This window comes from Methyloceanibacter sp., assembly GCF_050728395.1.
Lineage (GTDB): Bacteria > Pseudomonadota > Alphaproteobacteria > Rhizobiales > Methyloligellaceae > Methyloceanibacter.
Genome location: NZ_JBOHJB010000070.1, coordinates 1 through 16,120 on the forward strand (window position 1 = coordinate 1; position 16,120 = coordinate 16,120).

17 protein-coding genes are annotated in these 16,120 nt (G+C 65.2%); 6 read left to right on the forward strand and 11 right to left on the reverse strand.

Annotated elements, in window-relative coordinates; genetic code table 11:
• Positions 1 to 356: HisA/HisF-related TIM barrel protein (locus ACREC7_RS12285; RefSeq protein ID WP_431555974.1), on the forward strand; the 356-nt coding region annotated here is incomplete at its 5' end.
• An 82-nt stretch (positions 357 to 438) separates the two neighbouring features.
• Here the strand turns inward: ACREC7_RS12285 and fae are convergent.
• The 7 genes from fae to ACREC7_RS12320 form a co-directional block, all read right to left on the reverse strand.
• Positions 439 to 948: a formaldehyde-activating enzyme gene (fae, locus tag ACREC7_RS12290; RefSeq protein ID WP_431555975.1), complete on the reverse strand. Its 510-nt coding sequence runs from the start codon at positions 946 to 948 to the stop codon at positions 439 to 441.
• Between the two features lie 195 nt (positions 949 to 1,143).
• Positions 1,144 to 2,004, reverse strand: a complete 861-nt coding sequence (locus ACREC7_RS12295; RefSeq protein ID WP_431555976.1) for a triphosphoribosyl-dephospho-CoA synthase — start codon at positions 2,002 to 2,004, stop codon at positions 1,144 to 1,146.
• Positions 2,001 to 2,930 carry an ATP-grasp domain-containing protein gene (locus tag ACREC7_RS12300; RefSeq protein ID WP_431555977.1) on the reverse strand — a complete coding sequence of 310 codons (930 nt, stop codon included), beginning with the start codon at positions 2,928 to 2,930 and terminating at the stop codon, positions 2,001 to 2,003. The genes ACREC7_RS12295 and ACREC7_RS12300 overlap by 4 nt, the downstream gene beginning before the upstream one ends.
• Positions 2,931 to 2,934: 4 nt before the next feature.
• Positions 2,935 to 3,933 carry a methenyltetrahydromethanopterin cyclohydrolase gene (gene mch, locus ACREC7_RS12305; RefSeq protein WP_431555989.1) on the reverse strand — a complete coding sequence of 333 codons (999 nt, stop codon included), beginning with the start codon at positions 3,931 to 3,933 and terminating at the stop codon, positions 2,935 to 2,937.
• 8 nt (positions 3,934 to 3,941) lie between these two features.
• Positions 3,942 to 5,102, reverse strand: a complete 1,161-nt coding sequence (locus ACREC7_RS12310) for an ATP-grasp domain-containing protein (RefSeq protein ID WP_431555978.1) — start codon at positions 5,100 to 5,102, stop codon at positions 3,942 to 3,944.
• Positions 5,080 to 5,976 (reverse strand): NAD(P)-dependent methylenetetrahydromethanopterin dehydrogenase, encoded by an 897-nt coding sequence (locus tag ACREC7_RS12315; RefSeq protein WP_431555979.1) that lies wholly within the window; start codon positions 5,974 to 5,976, stop codon positions 5,080 to 5,082. Before ACREC7_RS12315 ends, ACREC7_RS12310 begins: the two co-directional genes overlap by 23 nt.
• Before the next feature lie 95 nt (positions 5,977 to 6,071).
• The gene (locus ACREC7_RS12320) at positions 6,072 to 6,983 is read right to left on the reverse strand and encodes a GHMP kinase (RefSeq protein ID WP_431555980.1); all 912 of its coding nucleotides are present in this window, start codon (positions 6,981 to 6,983) and stop codon (positions 6,072 to 6,074) included.
• 158 nt (positions 6,984 to 7,141) lie between these two features.
• Here ACREC7_RS12320 and ACREC7_RS12325 point away from each other — a divergent pair, with 158 nt between their 5' ends.
• The 4 genes from ACREC7_RS12325 (at position 7,142) to ACREC7_RS12340 (ending at position 11,495) form a co-directional block, all read left to right on the forward strand.
• The gene (locus tag ACREC7_RS12325) at positions 7,142 to 7,528 is read left to right on the forward strand and encodes a 4a-hydroxytetrahydrobiopterin dehydratase (RefSeq protein ID WP_431555981.1); all 387 of its coding nucleotides are present in this window, start codon (positions 7,142 to 7,144) and stop codon (positions 7,526 to 7,528) included.
• Between the two features lie 180 nt (positions 7,529 to 7,708).
• Positions 7,709 to 8,617, forward strand: a complete 909-nt coding sequence (gene fhcD / locus ACREC7_RS12330) for a formylmethanofuran--tetrahydromethanopterin N-formyltransferase (RefSeq protein WP_431555982.1) — start codon at positions 7,709 to 7,711, stop codon at positions 8,615 to 8,617.
• Positions 8,614 to 9,417 (forward strand): formylmethanofuran dehydrogenase subunit C, encoded by an 804-nt coding sequence (locus ACREC7_RS12335; RefSeq protein WP_431555983.1) that lies wholly within the window; start codon positions 8,614 to 8,616, stop codon positions 9,415 to 9,417. Before fhcD ends, ACREC7_RS12335 begins: the two co-directional genes overlap by 4 nt.
• 224 nt (positions 9,418 to 9,641) lie before the next feature.
• Positions 9,642 to 11,495: an aminodeoxychorismate synthase component I gene (locus tag ACREC7_RS12340; RefSeq protein WP_431555984.1), complete on the forward strand. Its 1,854-nt coding sequence runs from the start codon at positions 9,642 to 9,644 to the stop codon at positions 11,493 to 11,495.
• A gap of 57 nt (positions 11,496 to 11,552) precedes the next feature.
• Here the strand turns inward: ACREC7_RS12340 and ACREC7_RS12345 are convergent, their stop codons facing one another.
• The gene (locus ACREC7_RS12345) at positions 11,553 to 12,005 is read right to left on the reverse strand and encodes a hypothetical protein (RefSeq protein ID WP_431555985.1); all 453 of its coding nucleotides are present in this window, start codon (positions 12,003 to 12,005) and stop codon (positions 11,553 to 11,555) included.
• A gap of 209 nt (positions 12,006 to 12,214) precedes the next feature.
• On the opposite strand from ACREC7_RS12345, the gene ACREC7_RS12350 reads away from it, so the two are divergent.
• Entirely contained in the window at positions 12,215 to 15,103 is a 2,889-nt protein-coding gene (locus tag ACREC7_RS12350; RefSeq protein ID WP_431555986.1) for a caspase family protein, read from the forward strand.
• Between the two features lie 18 nt (positions 15,104 to 15,121).
• Here ACREC7_RS12350 and ACREC7_RS12355 read toward each other — a convergent pair whose 3' ends face one another.
• The 3 genes from ACREC7_RS12355 to ACREC7_RS12365 all read right to left on the reverse strand — a co-directional run.
• Positions 15,122 to 15,370: a hypothetical protein gene (locus ACREC7_RS12355; RefSeq protein ID WP_431555987.1), complete on the reverse strand. Its 249-nt coding sequence runs from the start codon at positions 15,368 to 15,370 to the stop codon at positions 15,122 to 15,124.
• A 22-nt stretch (positions 15,371 to 15,392) separates the two neighbouring features.
• On the reverse strand, positions 15,393 to 15,902 hold the full coding sequence (locus ACREC7_RS12360) for a sigma-70 family RNA polymerase sigma factor (RefSeq protein WP_431555990.1): 510 nt from the start codon (positions 15,900 to 15,902) through the stop codon (positions 15,393 to 15,395).
• A gap of 25 nt (positions 15,903 to 15,927) precedes the next feature.
• Positions 15,928 to 16,120, reverse strand: a 193-nt coding sequence (locus ACREC7_RS12365) for a NepR family anti-sigma factor (RefSeq protein ID WP_431555988.1), incomplete at its 5' end; no start/stop codon positions are given.

Here is a 16,120-nt window from a genome sequence, read left to right on the forward strand (position 1 = left end):
GCGCCTCTTTCGGCGAGAGCCTCGTGCTGTCGCTCGACTATGGCGCCGAGGGCCGACGCGGGCCGTCAACGCTGTTCGCCGAACCCGCTCATTGGCCGGAGCGGATCATCGCCATGAGCCTTGACCGCGTCGGCACCGGCAACGGTCCCGACGTCGAGCGCTTGCGGGGCGTAGTGGAGCAAGCCGGGTCTCGCTCGGTCTATGCGTCAGGCGGCATGCGCGATATCGGCGACCTTGAGGCCGTCGCCGAGGCTGGTGCCGGAGGGGCGCTGATTGCCACGGCGCTGCATCGGGGCGCCGTGAGCCAAAAAGAAATCGCCGCCTTCGACGGAAGACGGCGATCTCGATCAGACTAGATCAGAAACCCAGCTGCTTGAGCCACCGCTGAATCAGGCCCGGTTGAGTGCCGGGTTTGTCCCGACCTGGGGGTTCTCCTTTTCAGCCGGCGGCAAACGGATGATGCGCAGAGTCCTTCTTGGCAGTGACCTCGGAAGATTTCGGCTCGCCCTTCACGGCGCGGGCGATGGCTTCCTTGGTGGCGCGATAGTTGAAGTCCTGGATCTTCTTGTCGTCCTTGGCTTCCCAGTGGATGAACACGCCGACGGTGATGTAGACGTCGTCGGCTTCGTTGGCGGGGATCACACCTTCGGCGACTGAGTCGGCAACGGCCTTGGCCACGGCGTACTGCGCCGGACCGAACATCTGCACCGCCTGGCGCGCGTCCTTGATCGTCACCTTGTTGTAAAGGATCGTTGGGGGTTTCGTGAGCAGGTTCGGCGCGATCACCGCGAGAAGCGTGGTGAAGCCGTCCTTGTTATTGGTCAAAGCATTGCAGAAAGCGGTCTCCACAGCGCTGCCGCGGGGACCGATCAGCAAATCGACGTGAGCAACTTCATTGCCGTCACCGACGAGCGATTCACCTACACCGACACCACTAATCTTGGCCATAAACCAAACCCTCCCTAGTTCGCTGAACTTATGTCACACCAGCTTGCGCCGTTACGGGGACCGTGGACGGCAAGCCGACGAAAGTGCTCTGGATGAACATGCCTCCGTCCGCAACTCCTGGTCGGAGCTAAGCGGGGAGAAGATAGTCCGGGCTTCCAAGGATCGGCAAGTCGATTGTTCGCCTCAAAAAGGACTTTAGCAGCCTGTTTCTGAGGCTTGCAGTGAAGCTGCGAACAAGGTGGCGACGGTAAGATCGGCGGATGTTCCGGGATTGAGGCCGCGTGACTTCAACGAGCGATCGAAGGCCATGAGCTCGCGATTGCCGACCTGCTCGTCCGCGTGGCTGCCGAGCCTCGCCGCCACAGCCTTGGCTTCTTGTTGCACTTCAAGGGCTTGGGCCATCCCGAATTTTCGCGTGAGGAGGGTGTCGGGAATGGCCGCGAGGAAGCCGAGATAGACCGATGTGGTGGCCAAGGGCAGGGAGTCAGAGTGCGCCATCGCCTGTTCCAGCCGCGGTAGGCCGAGATCGAAAACATCCGCAAAGTCATGGGTATAGTTCCAGGCGATGCGGTCACGGCCTTCCGCCGCTTCCATGGCTTCGAGCAGGGTGATCTCGGGCTCCTTGCCGACATCATGCGCCGGCGCTTCACCCAATCCGCCAGGCTTGGCATGACGGATCGCCGCGTAGACCTCTCTCGCATCTGCCACGCTCAGCCCGGCAAGAACCTTGGCAAGTCTCTCGCGCAAATCTCCGCTTGCGGACTCAAGTGCCGCGGCGGCAAGCGGCGCGCCGAGCACAACGATGCCGAGATTGGTGTTGCGACCGACAGCGTCGATGGTCGCCTCGACGCTCGCGCGTATGCGTTCCCCGACAGAGGCGCCGGCCGCCGCGAGAGGCGCTGCCGCGACCCGGGCGCTGGTCTCGAAATCGGCGACGCTCATGCGTGGGTCGTCGCCGAAGCGATGCACATTGCCTGGCTTCAGCGCATCGAGTTCGGCGAGGCAGGCGTCATGAAAGGCTTGGCCAACCTGTTCGGCTGTGAGCGGCCGCCTCACGCGCCCTCTTGACCTTGTGGCGCGCTCGCTTGCTCGGTGCGCCCGAGGCAGGCGTCAAGGAAGGGCGCCACGATGGAGTCGGCGATGCGCGTGCGCGTGACACGCTGCAATCCCTGCCACGCCGGCATCGAGTTCACCTCGAGCACGAGAGGCGCGCCCGAGCGATCCTGGATGATGTCGACGCCCGCATAATCGGCGCCGACGCAAGAAGCGGCGCGCAGGGCAAGATCGGCAAGCTCTAACGAGGGGATCGCGGCCTCGGCGCGGGCGCCTTGCTTGATGTTGGTGACCCAGCCGGCGCCATGGCGGATCATGGAGGCGACGACGCGGCCGGCGGAGACGAAGATCCGCCAGTCGCGATGCAGGCCGTCGGCCGGTGGGATGAACTCCTGCAAATAATAGGCGCCGCTCACCTCTTCCGGCAGAGCGAGATCGCGAAGCGCGGAGATCAGGCGCAAGCCTTCCCCTTGCGCGCCGAACAGCGGCTTCTGCACGAGCTTGCAGCCTTGTGCGAGCTTGCTCCGAACGATGTCGAGCGCCGCCTCCAGACTGGTGCCGGTCCAGGTCCAGGGTGTGGGGATGCCGGCCCGTTGCAGGAAGAAGGTGGTGGTGGATTTATCCACGCAGCGCTCGATGGCGCGTGCATCGTTCCACACCGTGACCCCAAGCTCGCGCAAACCATGAAGCACGCCGAGATAGGTCGTGACCTGCTCGAAGCTTCCGCCCGGCACGAACAGCACGAGCGCACCCTTCGGCAGATGGTCGCCGAGCCCGGGGATGGCGAGCCCGGTCTTGGTTTCCGTCGAAAATCCACACGAAGCGAGCGAGACGGTCAGCGGCCTGATCCCCCGTGTCCGGAAGGCACGCGAGATGCTGCGCCCGTGCCACTTCTTGCGCTCGCAGAAGAGGACGATCTCGGCCGCCATGGCGTCAGGAGGAGAACGACCGGGACAGGATCGCCGTGTCGATATGGCCGGCCTCGAAGCTTTCGCCCGATTCGAGCGCCGTCACGGTGACCTTTGCCGGACTGAACAGCATGCGGTCGATGGCGTAGAAGTCTCCCTTCACCGCGGCGAAAATATCGGCGAACGGCTTGCCGTAGTCCTTGGACTTGAGGCTCGGCAGTTGATCGGCGAGCGCCTTCGCCGCCTTCGCCGAACCCGAGACGTAAAGCTGCACGCGGCCGCCATAGATGATGGCGTCGTTGGTGCGGCCCATGGCGGCGACAAAGCCTGGGGCCGGCGGCGGCAATGGCGCCGTCGCCATGCCGTCGACGATGTGATGCAAGGGGAAATGCAGCTCGTGCGACTTGTGCAGCGCGACCTCTAGGCAGCGCGCGGCGATCTGCACGGTCCCGGCGAGGCTCGACGTCGGCGCGTAGATGATGGTGAGGGCGTCGGTCGAGAGCTTGCAGGCCTCGGCGATGTGCTTCACGAGCGCGGCCGGAGGAGCGCGGTCGGCCTCGAGCACGAGGCAGGCGCTGTCGGCATTGTCCCGATAGCCAAGCTCTTCGAACAGCTTTTCGGTCGAGCCGAGGGCGCGCGCGGGACCCGATCCCAGCACGTGGTACTTCTTGCCTTTGTCCTCGACCGAAAGGCTCCAGCCCGCATATTGCGAGCCGAGGCAGGCAAGGACCGGCTGATCGGTATGCACGGTGACCATGAAGGGCCAGGCAGACGAGGGATCGACAGTTTGGAGCGAGACCCGTCCAAGGCCGCCGAGGCAGATTTCGCCCATGCGGCGGCCTGCTTCGAGCCCGCCGACCGCGCGCACGCCGCAATCGATGAGGGTCTCCCCGAGCTGTCCCTGTGACACGTTGACCCGCAAAGCCTGTGCGTCGCGGATCAAGGCGTCGACGAGAGGTGCGACCTCCCGATTGACGCTCGGCAACTTGGTTTCGCTCCGTGCCTCCAGGGTTTCCTCGTTCATCACGTCCACTACGTCCCTCCTTCGAGGCCGGCGCAGGCGGCCAAGATCGTTGAAATCCGTTCCTCAACCAGGCGTCTTGCTTCGACTTTAGTCCTAGACCGCGCCGACACAGTGCATATCGGGCCGTTCTTGTCGATGCAATCCCCGCCTCTCGGCTGATCGGCACTCCAGTCCGGCCAATCCAACGTCCGCGGTATCGTCACGGGTTCGGTTGCGTAGACGATGGCTGCTGCGCGCGCCCCGGGGAGGCTGAGCGGGCCGTCGGGGAGCAGGCGCTCCAGCACCGCATCGAAATGGAGGCGAAGCAGCGGTTGCGTGTCGCTCTCGAAAATATCGAGGGTCGCGCCTGGACGCGGATTGACCTCAAGCAGCAGTGCTTCGCCCTCGCTCACCAGAAAGTCGGCGCTGCCGAGCCCTTTCAGCTGAAAAGCCTCGGCCACACACTCGACCGTTTCGGTCATTCGGCTTTCGAGCGCCGCAGACAGGGTGGCCGGGGCCACCGCGCCGCCATAGCGCCACTTGGCGTGGTCGGTGGGCATTGCCCATTGCTCGCTGAAGCCGAGCACGCGGGCTTGGCTGCCATTGCCGACGAACAGGGCGGAGACGGCGCCGCCGGCACGCTGCTCCTGGAAATAGACCCGGGGTCTTGAGGTTCGCCGTGTCCCGGTCGCCAAATGGCCCGCCACGATGTGGCTGCCGCCGGCGCCGCCTTCGCGCTTGGCGAGCCATCCACGCCCCGCCGCGGCAGGGTCCATGACGGTTCTCGGATGCGGAATGCCAAGCCGTGCAAGCTCCGCGAAGAACATCCACGGCGCTTTGACCCGTGCCACCGCGCTTGGCCCATTGCCGATGAGGGGCCAGCGCTCGGCAATCTTCGCGAGCAGGGCGGTGCGATCTTCGAAGCCTGCGCCATAGACCACGCCGATTGGCGGCGACGGCGCGGCGAGAGCGAGCGCGTCCAGCGCGGCAGCGAGAGCCTTCCAGCGGAAGCCACGCTTCAAATCGTCGAGCTTGCAGCAAGCTTGCGCGATCCGGCTCGTGTCGGCATCGGCGAAGAAATCGGCGACCAGCGGCACATAGCCCGCGCGTCTCGCCGAGGCTGCGAGCGCGCGGCCCGAGACCGCCGCCACGAGCAGGGATGCGCCCTCAGCCGGCGAGCTTCTGGGCAAGGGCGTAAGCGTCGCGGAAATCGAGATAAAGCGGCTTGTCCGACTTCATCATCTGATCGAACAGGCCGGCCTCGGTCTTGTATTTGATGTTGCCGACCGCGAGTGCGCCGATGCCGACCGCCTTGGTGCCGGGGATGGGCACGCCGTTGTCGTTCACCCCGACGCCCTCGACGCCGGCAGGCGGCACCGCGTTCACGTCGGTGGCGACGAGGAGGGTGCTCGCCTGCGCGAGCTGACCGGTGGTGAGCAGCCTCTTCCCGGCGGGGCCGGCCGAGAAGATCAGTTCGGCGCCGCGAACGAGCTCGGTGTTTTGCTCCTCGGTCGAGCCGTCGGCGTAACCGAGATTGACCTCGAAGCGCGCGTTGGCTTCCTCGGCGAGCTTGCGCACGCGCTCAGGGCCATCGTAGCCGACCAGAACCGCCTCGGCGCCCTCGACGGCAGAAATGACCGCGGAGGCGAATGCGACCACGCCGGTGCCGCCGAACACCACCACGCGCTTGCCTTTGAGCTCGGTCGAGAATTTGTCCTTGAGCGCCTTTTCGGCGCAAGCCACCATGGCCGCGGCGGTGGTGAATGAGCCCGCCGGATCGGCGAATACGGAAATCTCGAAAGGCGGGACCATCGCCGCCTTGGCCCGCTTCATCATGTCGAGGGCCTCGATGGCGCGCTTGCCGCCGATGAACATGGCAGTCCGCTTCACCCCCTCAGGCCCGCGCGAGAAGATCGCGTCTTGCACGAGCCCTGCCACGTCCTCGACGGTCACCGAGGTATAGGGAATGGCGGCGTCGTAGCCAGCGTCGAGCGCCATGTTCACGTCGAACGGGCTCATATGCTTGAGCGGCGTGATCATGTGCAGGATGCTGGGATGCGCCATTTCGCGAGATCTCCATTCTGTTGGGCGGGTTCGCTTTACCACAAGGGACGTGGCGGCAAAGCCTCTCGATGGGGGTCAGGCTCAAGAATCCGGCATCAGCGCGTCTCGATGACGGCCGGCTCGTTGCGGCCCCGCGCAAGCTCAAGACGGAGCTTGCCGCTGCCTGCTGTTGCGCGCGCCGCGGCGAGCAGCTCTTGGCCCTCCGCCTCTGACGGCGCGAAGGCAAAGCCGGTCGGACCCCAAGAGCTTTGGCCAAGTCCGGTGACGCCCTCCACCGCGAGGCCCTTGAGCACAGCGGCGACGCCGGCGCTGACATAGGCGCCCCCCTGTATCGGTGCGAAATAGGCGCCCATCTTTCTTTGCAGATAGCCGACCTGATCGCAGAAGCTTTTGAAGTCTTCCTCGGCAAGCGCCGGCAACGCCCCAAGCAGCACACGCCTTGTCAGGTCAGCGGTCTCACTTTCCGGGAAATCGGGCAGCGCGGAAAAAGCCCCGGTCTCGTCTGCTCCATGCACGCCGATCTCCGCCGGATCGAAGATCAGCAGCACGCGCCAGTCGCGCGGGAAGGGGACCCGGGCGAGCACCGGCGGCAGCGTGCCGGGACCGGGACCGCCGTCGAGCACGGCACCTCCTTGCCCGAAGGTGCCGATGCCGATGCCCGATCTCTTTCCCCGGTCGAGCCGCGCGGCGATCGCGTCCAAGTCGAGCGGCAAGCCTTCGAGCACCGCAACGGCGGACCCAATGGCAAGCGCGAGCTGCGTGCCGGACCCTAGCCCCGCATGCGCAGGGATCGCTTCGTCGAGATGCAAATGATAGGAGCCGGTGAGGCCGAAGCTCGCCGCGATCGAGCGGAGATAGGGTTCGGCCCGCACGCAGTCCACGCCGCTGACCTCGAATTCGCTGCCGCGTCGCAAGCTCAGTTGGGTTTGCGGCCGGTCGATGGCGAGCCCGAAACTGCCGAACGGCCGCTCCCCCCGTCCGCTTGGATCGAGAAAGCCAAAATGCAAGCGCGCGCTCGTGCTTACCGAAACGAGGTCGCATGGCGCCGCAATCCTGTCGGCGCCTGTGCACGCGGGACGCAAGGCCTCTTCCATTGTTGGCTCGAAGCCTCTGGGATATGCTTGGCGGTGCAGGCAGGACCGCACTGTTTCAAAAGATCGCCCCGATGGCAACTTCCGAGCGAACTTACACCGACGCCGAAGTCGAGGAGCGGCTCAAGAAGGAGCTGCCCCATTGGTATCTCGAAGGCGGCTGGATCAGGCGCAAATACAAGACCAATAGCTGGAAGGGCACGCTGATGGTGATCAACGCCGTCGGCCACCTCGCCGAGGTCGCCTGGCACCATCCAGACATCACCGCCTCCTATGCCTGGGTCGAGGTCAGGTTGATGAACCACGCCGCCAAGGGCATCACCGACAAGGACTTTGTCCTCGCCAAGAAGATCGAGGACGTCGTCCACTGGCAGCCGGCACTCGAAGGCGGCCCGCTCGAAGGCACGCCCGCCGACGACATGCGCTTTGCCTATATCAAGCACGACAAGCCGAAGAAGTAAGGCTCCTGCGGCCCTGGTCTGAGAACCGTCGGGAGGCCCGGCGATCATTCGCGCGCTTGCGCCGGCAATGGCACCTGTTTAATGGTGCGGGCCAATGGCGGTGTACTTAAAGGGGGGGAGGGTCGACGAGCCAAGCGCGCCCCGGCGCGCGGCCAAACTGCTCGGCCACGCGCGGGTGCCATGGCAAACCTGAAGATCAAAGGCGTCGAAATCGTCGAGACCTTCGCCGAGGCCTTTCCCATGGTCGGCACGCGCGTCATCATCACCGCGCCGACCCAGAAATGGGCGCTTATCTCCGCCCGGACCATGACCGGCTTTGCCACCTCGGTGATCGCCTGCGGCGCCGAGGCCGGCATCGAGCGGTTGGTACCTGCCGATGAGACCCTCGACGGGCGCCCCGGTGTCTCCGTGCTGCTCTTCACCATGGACGTCAACAAGCTCCAGACTCAGCTGCGCAATCGCGTCGGCCAATGCGTGCTGACGAGCCCGGGCTCCGCCTGCTTCGCCGGGCTCGAAGGCGAGAAGAAGCTGAAGCTCGGCTCTTCGCTTCGCTTCTTCGGCGACGGCTGGCAGGTGTCGAAGGTCATCGGCGGCCGGCGCTTCTGGCGCATCCCGGTGATGGACGGCGAGTTCGTCTGCGAGCAGAGCACAGGCCTGACCAAGAAGGCCGTGGGCGGCGGCAATCTGCTCATCCTCGGCCGCTCGCATCGCGCCGTGCTTACCGCTTGCGAGCGCGCGGTGAAGGCGATCGGCGGCGTTCCCGACGCGATCGCGCCGTTCCCCGGCGGCATCGTGCGCTCGGGCTCGAAGGTCGGGTCCAAATACAAAGGCCAGATCGCTTCGACCAACGACGCCTATTGCCCGACGCTCAAGGCCGCGGTGAACACGGCGTTGCCCTTGAACGTCGAGGCAGTGATGGAGATCGTCATCGACGGCTTGAGCGCCCCCGCCGTCGCCGCGGCGATGCGCACCGGCATCCACGCCGTCTGCAAAGGCGGCGCGAGTGAAGGTATCACCCACATCAGCGCCGGCAATTACGGCGGCAATCTCGGGCCCCATCATTTTCACCTCAAGGAGATCATCGCGTGAGTGCGTTGACGCTCGAGCTTCGCAGCGAGCCGAACCAGCGGCTCGACCTGTCGCCGCTGACGCCGGCGAGGCTCGCCGGCATGACGCACGCCGACATCTCCTCGATCGCCATCGGCACGGCGCGCGAGGCGGTGACCGTTGGCGATCTGTTCAAGCTCAAGGGTACCGACGCCGCCAAGCTCCGCTTTCTCAACACCGATGCACGGTGCGACAAGATCGGGGAGGGGCTCACCGAGGGCGAGGTCGTCGTCGACGGCGATGCCGGAGCCTATCTCGGCTCCAAGATGCGCAGCGGCAGGATCGCGGTCAGCGGCTCGGCAGGCGCATTGGCCGGCGCCAGCATGCGGGGCGGGACGATCGACATCGCCCGCGATGCCGGCGAGAAGGCAGGCGGCATGGCAGTGGGCGAGGCCCACGGCATGCGCGGCGGCAGGCTCTCGATCGGCGGCAAGGCCGGCGCACTGCTTGGCGAGCGCATGCGCCGCGGGCTGATCGTTGGCCGTGGCGGCGCCGGCGACTATGCCGGAGGCCGCATGATCGCCGGCACCATTCTGCTGAAGGGTCGCGTCGGCCGCTTTGCCGGTTATGGCTTGCGCCGCGGCACGCTGATCCTCGACAAGGAGCCGAAGGACTTGCTGCCGACCTTCGGCGATTGCGGGGTTCTCGATTTCAACTGGCTCCGCCTGCTCGACCGGCAGATCAAGGCGAGCGACGGCCGCTTCAAGCTCGGTTATCGCGCGCGCCGGCTGATGGGCGACATGGCCGTGCTCGGCAAGGGCGAAATGCTGATCCTGGCGTAATGGTTTCGGTGAGATTCGCTCGAGGGCCATCCAAGGTCGTGTGTCATTCCAGCGAAAGCGGGAATCTGGTAACCACCGATCTCACCTATTCCGCGATGCCGTCGGTTACTGGATTGCCCGGTCATCAAGCTTGTGCTCGGGCTGGGAAAGCCAGACCCGAGTGCCGGGCAATGACAAGAGAGAATGATGTATGCTGATGAGCCGAAGCGATCGGCATAAGTGACATGACCGCCGCCCCTTTCATTCTGCTTGACGACAGCCTGAGCGCGACCGCGCCTGGTGCTGCGGGGCGGACTTTGCTGTTCGAGAGGCCCGAGCGGGTCGTTGCCGCCTATCGGCCAAGCGAGGTGGAAGAGGGACTCGACGCCATTGGCGAGGGACTCGCGCGGGGCCTCCACGCCGCAGGCTTCTTCGCTTACGAGCTTGGCTATTGCCTCGAGCCGAAGCTGAACGACCTATTGCCTCGGGACCGGCAACAGCCGCTGTTCTGGATCGGACTTTTCGGCGAGCCGCGCCGCTTCAACGATGCCGAGACGAGGCATTGGCTCGACGCCAATGGCGCGGATCAGCGCTCGACCATCTCTGATCTGCAGCTTTCCTGGACGCGCGAAGAGTACACAAGCGCCTTCTCCCGGGTGCAGGACTACATCGCCGCCGGCGACGTCTATCAGATCAACCTCACGTTCGAATATCGCTTCGCCTTCGCGGGCGAGCCTGTCGCGCTCTACGCGGCGCTCCGGCGCAAGCAGCGGGTCGAATATGGCGCGCTGATCGGCGCCGGCGATTTTCACGTGCTCTCGCTGTCGCCCGAGCTGTTCTTCCGCCGCGAAGGCAAGCACGTGACGAGCCGCCCGATGAAGGGCACCGCGCCGCGTGGGCGCACGCCGCGCGAGGACGCCCGCCTCAAGACCTGGCTGACCGTCGATGAGAAGCAGCGGGCCGAGAATCTGATGATCGTGGATCTCCTGCGCAACGATCTCGGCCGCATCGCCAAGATCGGCTCGGTCGAGGTCACCGACCTGTTCACCGTGGAAACCTATCGCACCGTGCATCAGATGACTTCGGGCATCACCGCCGAGCTCCGCGCCGATATGGGTTTCAAGGATATGCTCAAGGCGCTATTCCCTTGCGGCTCGGTGACCGGTGCGCCAAAGGTCCGCGCCATGGAAATCATCCGCGAGCTCGAAGCCGCCCCGCGCGGCGTCTACACCGGCGCCATCGGCCATATTGCGCCAAACGGCGACAGCCAGTTCAACGTCGCCATCCGCACGCTGTTCATCGATGCCGCAGGCGCCGGCGAAATGGGAATCGGCTCAGGCGTCGTGTCCGATTCAAAGGTCGATGCCGAATTCGAGGAATGTTTGTTGAAGGCGCAGTTCCTGACCAAGGCCGATGCGCCGTTCGAGCTGATCGAGACCATCCGCTGGGAGCGGGGGATCGGCTTCCATCTGCTCGAGCGGCATCTGGTGCGGCTCCAGTCTTCCGCCACGCATTTCGGCTACCCCTTCGATCGCGGCAAGGTGCTCGCCGCGCTCTCGGCCGAAGTCGAGAATCTCGACAGCAACGTGCATATGGTGCGGCTCTTGCTCGCCGAGGACGGCGCCATCACCGTCACCTCGACCAGGATCGAGCTTCCCTCCAAGGACACGGTGTGGCGGTTCGCCATCTCCGATCAGCGCGTGGACGACAAGGATCCGCTGTTCTTCCACAAGACCACGCGCCGCCAGTTCTACGACCGCGAGATGGAGCGGCAGAAGGCGTTGACCGGGTGCGACGAGGTGGTCTTTCTCAACAAGAAGGGCGAGCTGACCGAGGGTACCCGCTCCACTCTCTTCATCGAGCTCGACGGGCGCCTGTTCACTCCGGCGCTGACCTGCGGACTGTTGCCCGGCACCTTGCGCGAGGAGCTGATCGATTTGCCGCGCGCCGCCGCGAGCGAGGCGATCCTGACCCTTGCCGATCTGACCCGCGCCGACCGCATCTATCTCGGCAATTCCGTGCGGGGGCTGATCCGCGCCGAGCCCCTGGGGCTTGCGCGCGAGTCGAAAGCGGCGCGCGAATTGGAACCGGCTGGCTGAGACGTGGATGGCCGGGACGAGCCCGGCCATGACGCGTTCAAGTCTGTTCGGGACCGATCAGTCGCAGTGATCGTAGCCGCCGTGATCGTATCCGCCCTGATAGCCGTAACCGCTATAGCGGTGGACATAGGTGACATAGGCCTTCGGCGTCGGCAGCTGCACAATCTGCGGCTTGGGAGCTGGAACAGCTTCGGCGACCGGGGCTGGCGCAGGCGCTGGCGTGGCGCTTTCGGCGGGCCCGTCGGCAACCGGCGCGGCCTCGGCGGCCTCGGCGGTCTTAGCCGGCTCGGCGGCCGCCTCGTCTTTGGCTGGGGTCGCGGTGTCGCTCGGCTTGGCCTTCGCCTCCTCGACCACGATCTGGCGCGAGGTGTCGGCGGACGCAGCGGTTTCGGCTGCAGGTTTCAGGTCTTTTGCCTCGGCTGCTTCGGCCGTCATTGCCATCATCACGATGATGGCGAGCGCGGCAAAGGCGACGAGTGCGAGGAAAGCATTGCGCAGAAGGCATGTCATGGTCCGACCTCCTTTAGGTCTTGGTTTCAATCTCGCTCAAATTGATGGACGCTTTCTTAGGGGAGGGCGCCTGAACCGGACCTGAGGGCGCCATTCATTCTGCGTTCAGCGCTCGCGAGCGATCCCTTGCCTCAAGCAAGCGCCGGGAGTTGACCCGAAGCCGGAAGCGGCCATGCTGGCCCTGGAGCTTGAAGCGGAGGTTCGCATCCATGCCCGTGCAGGCCTTGAGCGGCAACGGCGGCTATTGGCGCTGGCGCCTGCCTTGCTTTGCCATGCTGCTGCTCCTGGTTTTCGGCGCCGGGGCAAGCGCGGCCGAAGGACCTTATTTGGAGCTCGATACCAAGGGCCATATGGCCTTGATCCGCAGTATCCTCTTCACCCCGGATGGACGCGAGCTGATCTCGGCGAGCGACGACAAGACCATCCGCGTCTGGGATGTGGATTCGGGGCGCATCGTGCGCACCATCAGAGGCGAGATCGGCGACGGCGATCCTGGCAAGATCTATGCGCTCGCGCTCTCTCGTGACGGGCGTCTGCTCGCCGCCGGCGGCCGCACCGGCGCGACAGGGCAGGGGCAGCCGATCAGGCTCTACGACTTGAACGAGAGCACGCTGATCGGCCTCCTCCAGGGCCATGACGACGCCGTGCTCTCGCTCGACTTCTCAGCCGATGGCGAGCGCCTGGTGTCGGGTAGCGCCGACGACACCGCCATCATCTGGGACGTGGCAAGCCGCAAGGCGCTTCACCGGCTCTCCGGCCACAAGGGCGACGTGAATGCCGCGCGCTTCACCGCCGACGCCTCAGGCGTGGTCACCGCGAGCGACGACGATACGCTCAAGCTTTGGGATGCAAGCGACGGGGCTCTGGTCTCAACCCTCACCGGGCATACTGACAAGGTGATCGCCCTTGCCGTCTCGCTCAGGGACGGCCAGGTTGCCTCCGGCGCGCTCGACGGCACCATCAAGTTCTGGGATCTGGTCAACGGGCGCGTGCTGAAGGAGATCAACCAGGGCACGGAGGTGATGAGCCTCGCCTTCAGTCCCGATGGCAGGAATCTCCTCTCCGGCGTCGGCCGCGCGCCGTATCTGTCCCATGTCTGGGACGCAGCGACCGGACGTGAGGTGGCGAGCTATGGCGGTCACGACAACATCGTGCTGGCCACGGCCCTTGCCGGAAACGGCCTCGCCGCCACCGCCGGCGGCAACGACAACGAGATTCATCTGTGGGATGCTGAAAGCGGCAAGCTCTCCCAAGCGCTCCTCGGCGTCGGCCGCGCCATCTGGTCGGTCGGCTTTTCGCCTGACGGCCGCTTCATCGCCTGGGGCGTCGAGCGTCCTGGAAGCGGCGAGCTCGGCAGCCTCGTCTTCAGCCTGAAACTGCCGGCAAAAGACAGCCCTCTCGGCGAGCCAAAGCTGCTTCGCGGCGGAGGCGAAAGCTTCGACCGGGCGGCGACCACGCTCGGCGGCTTGAGCCTGCAAACCCGGGCGAGCGGCGAGTTCGGCTATCTCGACCTGCTCGATGTGGTGGAAGACGGCAACACCCTCGCCACCATCAAGCGTGGCGAGAACGCCGGCTACGCCCATAACGCCTTCACCTTCACGCCCGACGGCAAGACCGTGATCAGCGGCGGAGGCCACGGCTTTCTCACTGCCTATGATCTCGCTGGGCGATCGCTTGGGGAATTCGTCGGCCATACCAGCGACGTCTGGGCCGTTGCCGTTTCCCCTGACGGGCGCTGGCTTCTGTCCGGCAGCGACGATCAGACCGTGCGACTGTGGAACCTGGCGACGCATGAGAATGTGGCGTCGCTGTTCTACGGCAAGAATGGCGAATGGGTGCTGTGGACACCGCAAGGCTATTACGCGGCCTCTCCGTCGGGCGATGCGCATGTCGGCTGGCACGTCAATGAGGGCGACGGCAAGCTCGCCCGCTTCGTCAGCGCCGCCCAGCTGAAACGCCATTTCTATCGGCCCGATATCGTCGCCCGCGCGATTCTGCTCGGCAGCGCCGCCCGCGCCGTCAAGGAGGCACCTGACACGGGCTTTGCCCTTGCCGAACTCTTGCAGCGGAAGCCGCCGGAATTTTCGCTTCTGTCGCCCGCCACCGGAACGCAAACTCAGGCTGACACGGTCGACTTCGCCCTCGATGTTCCGCCCGCGGTCGATGCCATCGAGGGCTTCGACATCACCGTCAATGGACGCCGCGTCGCCTCGCGTGAGAGCGGAACGGTCAAGCCCGGCGAGCGCACGCGCGTGCGGCACTTTTCCGTGCCGCTGTCGGGCGGCGCCAACGACATCGAGATCAAGGGCTACAACGCCATCGGCCAGACCGCGGAGAAAGTGACGGTCCTGCGCTCCGGAGCTGGCGCCCCGGAGAAGCGCGGACGGCTCTATGTGGTCGCCATCGGCGTCGACGACTATCCAAACTTCAAGCAGAACCTCGAATTTGCCGGCGCTGACGCCCGCGCCTTCGACGAAATGCTGGTCGCCAAGGGCGGTCCGCTTCATGCCGAGATCAGTAGCCGGGTCTTGGCCAAAGGCGGCGACCAATCGCCGACCGCGGCCAATATCAAGGCCGCGTTGGAGACCTTTCGCAATGCCGGGCCAGACGACACCATCGTGCTGTTCCTCGCCGGCCACGGGGTCAATGACGGGCCTGACTATCTCTTCCTGCCGACCGACGCCAAGGTCGAGGGCGGAAGATGGGATCAAAGCAGTGTGGTCAATTGGGAGGCGCTACAGGGAGCCATCGAGACGAGCAAAGGCCGCCGTATCATGCTCGTCGACACTTGCCATTCCGGCAACGCCTTCAATGCCCGCCTGCTGAAAGATGCGGCCGACGCGAGCATCGCCGTCTATGCCGCGACCGACGCCGAGACGCTCGCGCAGGAGCGGCCGGCGCTCGGCCATGGCGTGTTCACCTATGCGGTGATCGAGGGGCTGAAGGGAGGCGCCGATCTCTCGCGCGACCGCTTCATCGAAGCACAGGAGCTGTCAACCTACGTGCTGGGCGCGGTGCGCAAATTGACGGAAGACAAGCAGCTCCCCACCTTCACCCAATCGGGACGCTCAGATTTTGTCATCTCGAAGGTCCGCTGACGGCCGGCTACGCGCAGGTCACACGCCGGCCTCGAGCGTCTCGAGCGCCTCGTGCACTGCGCGAAGCAGTTCGCCGGGATTGCGGTTGTCGGCTGGAGGCATGCCTTCCTCGGTGGCGCGCAAGAGCGCGTCGGCGTCAGCCTCCCAACGGATCAGAATCGCCTTCTTGTCCGCGGGCGAAAGCCCGGGCGCGGCAAGCACGTCCTTCGGCGCTCGGAACACCGAAGCCGGATCGAGCTTGGCCTGGTCGAGGTCGATGACCTTCATGGCGGGAACTGCCCCATGAGCGTCAGGCGCTTTTGGTGATCCCCGGCTCCGGCTCGACGGTTTCGTCCATGCCGAGCATCTCGCCCAGACGATTGCGCGCGCGGTTGACGCGGCTCTTGATCGTGCCGACGGCGCAGCCGGAAATCTCCGCGGCCTCCTCGTAGGAGAAGCCCGCTGCTCCGACCAGGATCAAGGCTTCGCGTTGGTCGTCCGGAAGCTTGGTGAGCGCGATGCGAAAATCCTGCATCTCCATATGGCCGTGCTGCTCGGGATGGGTGGCAAGGGTGGCGGCGTAGCTCCCGTCGGCGTCCTCGACCTCGCGACGGCGTTTGCGCCGCTCCGAGAAATAGGTGTTGCGCAGGATGGTGAACAGCCATGCCTTGAGATTAGTCCCTTCACGGAACGAGTCGAGATGGTTCCACGCCTTGAACAGGGTCTCCTGCACAAGGTCGTCGGCGCGTTCACGGTCGCCGCAAAGCGACACGGCAAACGCGCGAAGATTGGTCATCTCGCCTACGAGAGACTCTCGCAGGCTCTCCGACACTCTGCGTCGCAAATCACTTGTCTCCGCTTCGCTCGAGGTCTTTCAGAAGCTGGAGCAAACGATCGGGGATCGGCTCTCGCGCAACCTCATCGAAGACGGCCCGCAGATGGCGGCCGATATGGGCCTGCAAATTTGGCGACAATCCCTCCTCGGTGGAGAGCGTGGCGCCCGGCCGCGTTTGGCTGCTGGTTGCTTGAGTCATGTTG

Excerpts from the sequence above, each read along its gene's own strand:
- fae (WP_431555975.1), bottom strand. The coding sequence starts at position 948 with ATGGCCAAGATTAGTGGTGTCGGTGTAGGTGAATCGCTCGTCGGTGAC.
- ACREC7_RS12300 (WP_431555977.1), bottom strand. The coding sequence starts at position 2,930 with ATGGCGGCCGAGATCGTCCTCTTCTGCGAGCGCAAGAAGTGGCACGGG.
- mch (WP_431555989.1), bottom strand. The coding sequence starts at position 3,933 with ATGAACGAGGAAACCCTGGAGGCACGGAGCGAAACCAAGTTGCCGAGC.
- ACREC7_RS12315 (WP_431555979.1), bottom strand. The coding sequence starts at position 5,976 with ATGGCGCATCCCAGCATCCTGCACATGATCACGCCGCTCAAGCATATG.
- ACREC7_RS12325 (WP_431555981.1), top strand. The coding sequence starts at position 7,142 with ATGGCAACTTCCGAGCGAACTTACACCGACGCCGAAGTCGAGGAGCGG.
- fhcD (WP_431555982.1), top strand. The coding sequence starts at position 7,709 with ATGGCAAACCTGAAGATCAAAGGCGTCGAAATCGTCGAGACCTTCGCC.
- ACREC7_RS12340 (WP_431555984.1), top strand. The coding sequence starts at position 9,642 with ATGACCGCCGCCCCTTTCATTCTGCTTGACGACAGCCTGAGCGCGACC.
- ACREC7_RS12345 (WP_431555985.1), bottom strand. The coding sequence starts at position 12,005 with ATGACATGCCTTCTGCGCAATGCTTTCCTCGCACTCGTCGCCTTTGCC.
- ACREC7_RS12350 (WP_431555986.1), top strand. The coding sequence starts at position 12,215 with ATGCCCGTGCAGGCCTTGAGCGGCAACGGCGGCTATTGGCGCTGGCGC.
- ACREC7_RS12355 (WP_431555987.1), bottom strand. The coding sequence starts at position 15,370 with ATGAAGGTCATCGACCTCGACCAGGCCAAGCTCGATCCGGCTTCGGTG.